Annotated in this window: 5 protein-coding genes; 1 reads left to right on the forward strand and 4 read right to left on the reverse strand. The window is 61.9% G+C overall.

Features of this window, described 5'->3' with window-relative positions:
- Positions 1-86: 86 nt before the first annotated feature.
- The 4 genes from AB4Z11_RS14015 to AB4Z11_RS14030 form a co-directional block, all read right to left on the reverse strand.
- A complete protein-coding gene (locus tag AB4Z11_RS14015) occupies positions 87-821 on the reverse strand; it encodes a tetratricopeptide repeat protein (protein ID WP_442025858.1) in 735 nt (244 codons plus the stop codon).
- Between the two features lies 1 nt (position 822).
- The gene (locus AB4Z11_RS14020) at positions 823-2,943 is read right to left on the reverse strand and encodes a bifunctional 2',3'-cyclic-nucleotide 2'-phosphodiesterase/3'-nucleotidase (protein ID WP_442025859.1); all 2,121 of its coding nucleotides are present in this window, start codon (positions 2,941-2,943) and stop codon (positions 823-825) included.
- A 163-nt stretch (positions 2,944-3,106) separates the two neighbouring features.
- Positions 3,107-5,377 carry a TonB-dependent receptor plug domain-containing protein gene (locus tag AB4Z11_RS14025; protein WP_442025860.1) on the reverse strand — a complete coding sequence of 757 codons (2,271 nt, stop codon included), beginning with the start codon at positions 5,375-5,377 and terminating at the stop codon, positions 3,107-3,109.
- A gap of 220 nt (positions 5,378-5,597) precedes the next feature.
- Entirely contained in the window at positions 5,598-6,371 is a 774-nt protein-coding gene (locus AB4Z11_RS14030; RefSeq protein ID WP_442025861.1) for a PhzF family phenazine biosynthesis protein, read from the reverse strand.
- Between the two features lie 136 nt (positions 6,372-6,507).
- Here AB4Z11_RS14030 and AB4Z11_RS14035 point away from each other — a divergent pair.
- The coding region (locus AB4Z11_RS14035) for an error-prone DNA polymerase (RefSeq protein ID WP_442025862.1) at positions 6,508-8,853 on the forward strand (2,346 nt) is incomplete at its 3' end.

Genomic DNA, 8,853 nt, shown 5'->3' on the forward strand with positions numbered 1-8,853 from the left:
AGCGGAGAGCTGGCGACGCTGGCTTGATTAAAAGCGGTTCCAGTTATTGCGGCGGTGTTAGCGGAGAGCTGGCGACGCTGGCTTGATTAAAAGCGGTTCCAGTTATTGCGGCGGTGTTCCGTCGCTTCTTTCAGCAGATGGCTGGCGCGCAGGGAATCCTCACCCTGCACGGCCATCGCCAGCTCCTGCAGCGCTGGCGGATATTCATGCTCCGCCGATTCTTCCAGCAGCTCGCGCGCGCGGCGCTCGTCGCGCGGCACACCCTGCCCATCGCGATAAGCATTCGACAGCAGGAACATGGCGTGCGAATTACCCAGCTTGCTCGCCAGTTCCAGCCATTTGGCAGCTTCCCGATCGTCGCGCGCCACGCCGTCGCCGTTGCGGGCCATCTGGCCCAGGGCCAGCGCCGCTTTGGCGTGCTTGTTTTCCGCGGCTTGCTTCAGCCACGGCCACGCAGCTTCAGGCGCAGGCTGCACGCCCGGCGCTGCGCTGCGCAACATCTCCCCCAGGCCATACGCCGCTTCGGCATCGCCGCTGCGCGCAGCGTGCTCCAGCAAGTGCAAAGCTTCCGCGCGGAAGGCCGTACGCGAACGGTAGATCAAACCGAGTTCGCGTTGCGCTACCGGTTCGCCATAAGCAGCCCATTGCTGCAGGCTGCGCAGCGCGGCGGGATCGCCTTGCTGCTGGGCGCGCATGGCGGTGCTTTCGATTTCCGTTCGCACCGGCATGTCCTGGTGCGTCTGGCAAGCCGCCACCACGGCGGCAATCGCCACGGTAACGGCCATCATGCGAGCGGCTGGGGTGAGACGTTTTACGGACATATTACTTGCTCAGATCAATTGCATACTTGGCGAAGCCGCTGGCGTCCAGCGTCGTGCCTTCGGACGTCACCACGTTGATGCCGTTGCCCTTCGCCAGCGCCAGGTGGCCTGGCTGGGAACGCAGGATCACCGGACCGGCGGTGGTGGTCTTCACGAAGCTCCAGCTGCGCGCGCCACCGTTCGTTGCCAGCGTGACCTTGCCGCCGGTGGTGCCCAGCTTGGTCAGGTAGTTGCTGACCACGGCCTGGTTGGCGTCCGGCGATTTGATGATGGTCTTGCTGCCGTCGATGCCTGGCACGTTGCCGCCGCCGCCCGCACGGTAGTCGTTGGTCGCCACGATGAAGTCGTCGGTGTCGGCTACGGCCTTGCCGTTGTAGGTCAGGTTGACGATACGGCCGCCGGCTGGCTTGGTCACGTCGATCTGGTAGGTCAGGCCATTGTTCTCGGCGTAGAACACGTCATAGTTGTAGATGGTGCCGTAGGACGGAACCAGATCCTGCTCGGTGGTCTTGGCCGGATCGATCTGGCCGAACTGCTTGGCCGCTGCTTCCAGCCAGTTCTTCAGGTCGGAGCCCTTGATCTTCACCGCTTGCAGGTTGTTGTTCGAGTACAGGTACAGGTCGCCTGGATTACGCACTTGCAGGCCAACCGGTGCCGCGGCGGTCGCACCTGGCGCCACGTCGGTGAAGTCGGAAGGACCGTTACGGCCAGCTTTGAACGGCGCGCTGCAGGAAATCACCGGGATGTTCTTGTAGCTGGAGATGGTCGCATCGGTGCTGGTGTTGATGAAGTTCTTCACGTAGTCGATCTGCGCCTGGTTCACCAGCTGGATCGCTGTCACGTCGCCCACCAGCGAGAAGTAGGAAGACATCTCGAAGTCCGTGGTCACGCCCAGCGGCTGCTTGGCGTAATCGATGGTGGCCGCGTGTTCGGTCGAGATCAGCGTGGCCATGGCCGGATCGGCAGCCACGCTGGTGGTGCCATCCTTGTACTTGAAGCCGCGCGATTCCACGGTGGTCTTGGCTGGCTGCACCACCCACTTGCCGCTGGTGTAGGCCAGCGTCATCTTGATGATGCCCAGGCGACGGCCCCAGCTCTGCGCCATCACGGTCGGCACATTGTTCACGAAGCCGTTGATGGCGTCGACATTGGCGTTGGCGGGGATGGCGGCGAAGGATGCGTCCAGTGCTGCGGCGCCGGTCTCTTTACCCTTCGGGAAGATCAGGTGGGAGTGGCCGATCATCAGTGCGTCGATGCCGGTGGAGGTCAGGTAGTAGCTGCCGTTCTCCATTTTCGGGCTGTAGGCGGTGGTGTCCAGGCCGCCGTGCGACAGGGCGACCACCAGATCGGCGCCCTTGGTGCGCAGTTCAGGCACATACTGCTTGGCAGCTTCCTGCACGCCGGTCACGGCGACTTTGCCGGCCAGATTTTTCTGGTCCCATTCCAGGATCTGCGGCGGTACGAAGCTCATGATGCCGATGTTCAGCTTCACGCTGACCTTGCTGCCGTCTGGCGCGGTACCGGAGAAGTCCTTTGGCAGCAGGGCGTATGGCTGGTAGATCGGCTTGCCGCTGGCCACGCCGGTGACGTTGGTCAGCACCAGCGGGAAGCTTGGCGCGCCGCAGGTGCCGGCTGGCTTGCTCACGCCAGGGATGCCCAGATCGGTATTGGTGACCTGGCTCAGGAAGGGCAGGCCGTAGTTGAATTCGTGGTTGCCGAAGCCGCCGCCGTCATACTTCAGCGAGTTCATGGCCTTGTGGATGGCCAGGGTTTCCGAGCAGGCGATCGGCTTGGTCGACGCTTGCAGGTCACCCAGCAGGGTGCCCTGGATCACGTCGCCGTCGTCCAGCAGCACATTGTTCGGGTTCTCGGCGCGTGCAGCCTGGATCAGTGTGGAGGTGCGGTCCAGGCCCAGGGTAGAGTCTTCGGCCAGGGCGTAGTAGTTGTAACCCAGGACGTTCTGGTGCAGGTCGGTGGTTTCCATCAGGGCCACGGTCACGGTGGTCCCTTCAGGAATGGTCGGACCCTGCGGCGCCGTGACCGGTGCATCGTTGTTGGACGAACCGCAACCGACCAGACCCACGGAGGCCATCGCCGCCAGCAATACCCAATTCTTTTTCATCGCTGCTCCAATTAGCAAATTTATGACGCCGCGAACTTTAATGGCTTCACATGACCGGGCGATGACAAAATAAAAACGCCCCGCGCGGGCGGGGCGTTTCGCAGAACCGTGAACTGCTGGTGGCAGGCACATCGTGCCTGCCACCAGGTCTGGGCCTTGGGTGTTAGAAGCGCACGTGCAGACGGCCGAAGTAGGCGGCGCCGTTCAGACCAAACTGCACCGACTCATACTTGAAGCCGTTGTCGGTTTCGTTCGGGTCCTGCGGGGTCGGGTGCACGTTGAAGATGTTGGTGCCGCCGAAGGTGAACTTCACGTTCTTGTTGATGCTGTAGGTGAAGCTCAGGTCAGCCGAGGTCTTGGACTCGTAGTGCTGGTTCGGCACACCGGCGGCAGTACCGCTGAAGGTGCCCAGGGTTTGCGGACCGAAGTTGATGATCTTCAGGTCGGTTTCCCAGGCACCGGTGGTGTAGTCGAAGCCCAGCGTGGCCTTGTGGCGCGGGCCGCCCTGTTCGATGAACAGGCGCTCGCGCTCGGACAGCAGCACGTCCTCAAAGCCTTGCAGTGCCGGCGGCGCGTGAATTGCGGTCACTTCCGTCTTGCTGTAGTTGGCTGCCAGGTAGGTGTTCAGCTTGTAGCCAAACAGCGAGCCTTTGTGCGACGCGGTCAGATCCAGGCCCTGGGTCTTGGTGTCCACCGAGTTGACGAAGAACTGCGCCTGGCCTACGCCCAGCGTGGCCAGCTTGGCGGCCAGGGAAGGGTAGTTGCTATCGTCGAAGCGGCCGGACAGCACGATGCGGTCCTTGATCTTGATGTGGTAGTAGTCAGCGGTTACCGAGATGGCCTGGTTTGGCGTCCAGGTCGACCCCAGGGTGAAGCTGCGCGACTTCTCTTCCTTCAGCTTGGGAATGCCGGCCAGCGTTGCTACCGGGCCGCCATTCGGCGCCAGCACCACGTCCACCGGCACGCCGGAGATGAAGTCGGTGAAGGTCGAGGAGAAGTAAGCCTGTTGCAGCGACGGTGCGCGGAAGCCGGTCGAAGCCGAGCCGCGCAGCAGCACGTCGTCCACCACGCGGTAGCTGGCGCCCAGCTTGCCGGTGGTGGTCGAGCCGAAGTCGCTGTAGTCCTCATAGCGCACGGCGCCCTGCACCTTGGTGCGTGGGTTCACGTCCAGTTCCAGATCGACGTAAGCAGCCTTGCTGTGACGCTTGGCCTTGGTTTCATCGCTTGGCTGGAAGCCAGGGAAGCCCTGAGAACCGGCCGCGCCGCCCACGCCCACGCCGTCGGCGTCGATGTAGGAACCTGGCTCACCGGCAAAGATCCGGTATTCTTCCGAACGGTACTCGGCGCCGAATGCCACGTTCAGGCCATCGCCGATCAGGCCGTCGAAGTAGCGGTTCACGTCGAAGTTGGTGGTGTTCTGCTGGAACGAGAAGCCACCGGCGTAGAAGGTGTCCGGGCTCAGGCCGGTGCCGCCTTTCAGCAGGTCGGCGTTGGCAATGGATGCATTGATCGTATTGCGGATGGTGTACTTCAGGCGGTTGTAGCCGTAAGTCTGGGACAGGTCGGTATTCCACTCGCCGACCTTGAACTTGTAGCCCACGATGCCGTAGCGGTCCACCAGCTCGCCGCCGATGAACGGCACGAAGCCGTTCGGGTAGCGCGGGCCGATGTTGCGATCCGGATCTTCGTCCGGCGTGCCGCGCGCCCAGGCGCCGCTGGATGCGTCGCGCGACTGGTCGCCGGCGGTGAAGTAGAACTTGCCAGGGCCGACCGGGATTTCACCGTTCAGGTAGACGGTCTGGTTCTTGGTCTTGGTGTCGCCGATGGTACGTGGGTTGCCCGGCTCGGCGCGGTTCGAACGGCCGCGGTCCAGGTATTCGCCGGTGACGGCGATGACGCYGCCGGCCACCGAGAAGCCGCAGTAAGCCGAGGTCAGCCAGTTCTTGCCGTCGCCTTTGCTGTACTGGCCGTAACCAGCCACGCCTTCGCAGCCGATGCTCTTTTTCAGGCCGATGTCCATCACGCCGGCGATTGCGTCGGAGCCGTACTGGGCGGCAGCGCCGTCGCGCAGCACTTGCACGTCCTTGATGGCCAGCACCGGGATGGTGTTCATGTCGGTGCCGGTGTTGCCGCGGTTGCGGGCGCCGAACAGGTTCACCAGGGCGGTGGTGTGTTTGCGTTTGCCGTTCACCAGCACCAGGGTCTGGTCGGAACCCAGGCCGCGCAGGGCGGCGGAGTCGATCAGGTCGGCGCCGTCGGCACCGGTCTGGCGAGTGGAGTTGAAGGACGGCGAAATATAAGTCAGGGTCTGGGCCAGGTCGAACTGGCCGCTCGATTCGGCAACCTTGGTCAGCGGGATGATGTCGACCGGCGCCACGGTGTCCGTGGCCGAGCTGGTGGCGCGGCGCGAGCCGACCACGTTCACGACAGTCATTTCCTCTTTCTTTGCCTCGGGGGTATCAGTTTGAGCGAAGGCCGCCGGGGCCAGCGACATTGCTGCGCCGCCATAAAGAGCGAGCAGCACGGCTTTACGAATAGTCGTGGTAGAAAACACTATGTAACTCCCAGGAAAAGTTTCAATGATTCTAATCGAACCTTTCCCAGGGCTAAAATTGTTCTCTATCTAAGTGTGACTATTTTGCAGCATAAATCGTCTATACCGTTTCCGCAGCGCCACCCACGAGGATATTTTCGCCCTCGATCGTGGTGCGCAGCAGGCAGGGCTRCCCCATGTTTGCGCCCTGATAGAGCCGAATTGGCCGGTTCAGCAACACCGTAAGCGCGCCGGCCGCGACGCCGGTGGCGGCGTCTTCCAGCTTTGGGTCCAGATGGTTGAAGTTGCGGCCTTCAAGGCTGCCGTCTTCACGGCGGCACCAGGCGTAGCAACCGCTGACGCCATTAGTCTTGCCCCATGCTGCGATGGCCGCCAAGTCCGGCTTCAACGCCTGTAGTGCCGTGCTATCCCTAACTTCCAGCAGCAGCTTCGGGCTGCCTACGGAGGCGATTGTGGGCGCAGATGCGAGCTGGATGCCGGCATTTCCCAGCAACTTGCTCGGTAAATCCTGTGAGATCTCGACTTGAGGCACCGGCTGGCGGTTCATTTGAGCGTACACAATCCCATCCTGTTGCGTCAGCGCCAGTTCCTGGCCTTTCACCGCCGTGCGCACGGTGATCGGCCCCGGCTGGTCCTTCAACAGCACACGCGCCGCCGCCAACGTGGCGTGCAGGCAGAGCGGACTGCGCATATGGGGATAGAAATAGTCGAGCGTTGGCGGCTGATCGTCGCCGATAAAGACACAAGCCGGCTTTCCGCTGGCCTTGGCAAAAGCAAGCCGCGCCGCCTCGTCAGAATGATCGCCCCTGATCACGAGCGCCGAATTCCCTTCCCCCGCCCGAGTCCCAAAACACTTCAGCTCCACCACATCCATCGCCTACGACCTCACGGTTGCTATTTAGAACATGAAGTATGCAGCTTTTTCTGAGGGTTTGCGTCCTTGCTGCCGAGTATCGCAGCGATTAATGGAACTGGAATACTGTACGCATATACAGTAAAATGACTATCCCATGTCTTCCTTCAGCTTACCTTTCGCCATTGGCATGCCCGGCTTTGCCGAGCTGTTTTGCCTGACGAACTTTTCATTTCTGCAAGGCGCTTCGCACGCCGGCGAGCTGGTCGCGCGCGCGGCGCAGCTGGGGTATAGCGCGCTGGCGATTACCGATGAGTGCTCGCTGGCGGGCGTAGTGCGCGCTCACGCCGGGGCGAAGGAAACCGGGCTGAAACTGCTGATTGGCGCGCATTTCCATTTGRAGTACGAGGACGGCCGTCCGGCGCTGTCCCTGCTGGCGCTGGCGACCAATCGCAATGGCTACGGCAACATCTCCGAGATGATTACGCTGGGGCGGGGCAGGGCGGCCAAGGGCAGTTATCTGCTGCATCCGGACGATTTCGCGGCACCGCCGCCGGAGCGCGAGCATTTGCGCGGCATGGAGGACTGTCTGATGATCCTGCTGCCGGATTATCCGACCCAGGCGCCGGACGACGTCGACCGCTTGCACGAGCAGGCGGCCTGGATGAACGCTACCTTCCCCGGCCGCAGCTGGATCGGCCTGACCCAGCTCGCGCGCGCTTTCGACGAAGCGCACCGTGTCAGCATTGACGAAGTGGCCTTGCAGCATGGGCTGCCGGTGGTCGCGGCCAACCACGTCTGCATGCACGTGCGCTCGCGCAAGCCGCTGCACGACACGCTGACTGCCGTACGCGTCGGCAAGCCGATTGCGGAGTGCGGCTACGAGCTGACTCAGAACGCCGAACAGCACCTGCGCTCGCGCCTGCGCCTGACCAATCTCTATCCGGCCAGGGCGCTGGCTGAGACGATGAAGATCGCGGACCAGTGCACGTTCTCATTGGACGAGCTGAAATACGAATATCCGCACGAGCTGATCCCGCCGGGATACTCGCCCTCCAGCTTCCTGCATCAGGAAACATATGCAGGAGCTGCCAAGCGCTACCCGCACGGGATTCCGGAAAAAGTGCAGAAACRGCTCACGCACGAACTGGATCTGATCGCTGACCTGAAATACGAATTCTTTTTTTTAACGGTCTACGACATCGTGCGCTTTGCGCGCAGCGTCGGCATCCTGTGCCAGGGACGCGGCTCGGCGGCCAATTCCGCTGTGTGTTACTGCCTGGGCGTGACGGAGGTTGATCCAGAGCGCGGCAACAGCGTGGTGGAGCGCTTCATTTCGCGCGAGCGCAACGAGCCGCCTGATATCGACGTGGACTTCGAACACCAGCGCCGTGAAGAAGTTATTCAGTACATCTACAACAAGTACGGACGTCACCGTGCTGCCTTGGCCGCGACCGTCATCTGCTACCGCACCAAGAGCGCCTTGCGCGACAGCGGCAAGGCGCTGGGCGTTGATCTCACCATCGTTGAAAAAGTGGCGCGCTCGCACCACTGGTTCGACAGCAAGCATCAGTTGTTGGAGCGTTTTGTCGAAGCAGGACTGGAAGAGGGCTCGCCAATTGCCGAGAAGTGGGCAGCGATGGCGATGCAGATTACGGGCTTCCCGCGCCACTTGTCGCAGCACGTGGGAGGCTTCGTCATCGCGCAGGACAAGCTGTCGCGCCTGGTGCCGATCGAAAGAGCCGCCATGGAGGAGCGGCACGTCATTCAATGGGATAAAGATGATCTCGAAGAGCTGGGCTTATTGAAGGTGGACGTGCTGGCGCTGGGCATGTTGTCCGCATTGCGCCGCGCATTGGATCTGATCACGGCCCGCCATGATCGAACGATGACCATGCAGGACATTCCGTCAGAAGACTCTGCGACTTACGACATGATGGGACACGCCGATACCATTGGCGTATTCCAGATTGAATCACGTGCTCAGATGAGCATGCTGCCGCGCATGAAGCCGCGGGTGTTCTACGATCTTGTGATCGAGGTGGCAATCGTTCGGCCGGGACCGATTCAAGGCGGCATGGTGCATCCGTATTTGCAGCGCCGCACTGGCCAGCAGCCGGTTGATTATCCGGAGGGACTGAAGGAAGCGCTTGGCCGTACGCTTGGCGTGCCAATCTTTCAGGAGCAAGTGATGCAAGTGGCGATGATCGCCGCGGGCTTCAGTGCTGGCGAGGCTGACGAGCTGCGGCGTGCGATGGCGGCCTGGAAGCGCAAGGGGGGCGTGGACAAGTACCACGACCGCATCGTCAGCGGCATGACTGAACGCGGCTACACGGAGGAGTTTGCGGAGCAGATTTGCAAGCAGATCCAGGGCTTTGGTGAATATGGTTTTCCTGAATCGCACGCCGCCAGCTTTGCCTTGTTGACGTATGTCAGCTCGTGGATCAAGTGCCATGAGCCGGCCGCGTTTTTGTGCGCCTTGTTGAACAGCCAGCCGATGGGC

It is taken from the genome of Pseudoduganella sp. RAF53_2, assembly GCF_052113985.1.
Classification (GTDB): domain Bacteria; phylum Pseudomonadota; class Gammaproteobacteria; order Burkholderiales; family Burkholderiaceae_D; genus Rugamonas.

What these genes read in the sequence shown, in the direction of transcription:
- AB4Z11_RS14015 (WP_442025858.1), bottom strand. Translation starts at nt 821, where the DNA reads ATGTCCGTAAAACGTCTCACCCCAGCCGCTCGCATGATGGCCGTTACC.
- AB4Z11_RS14020 (WP_442025859.1), bottom strand. Translation starts at nt 2,943, where the DNA reads ATGAAAAAGAATTGGGTATTGCTGGCGGCGATGGCCTCCGTGGGTCTG.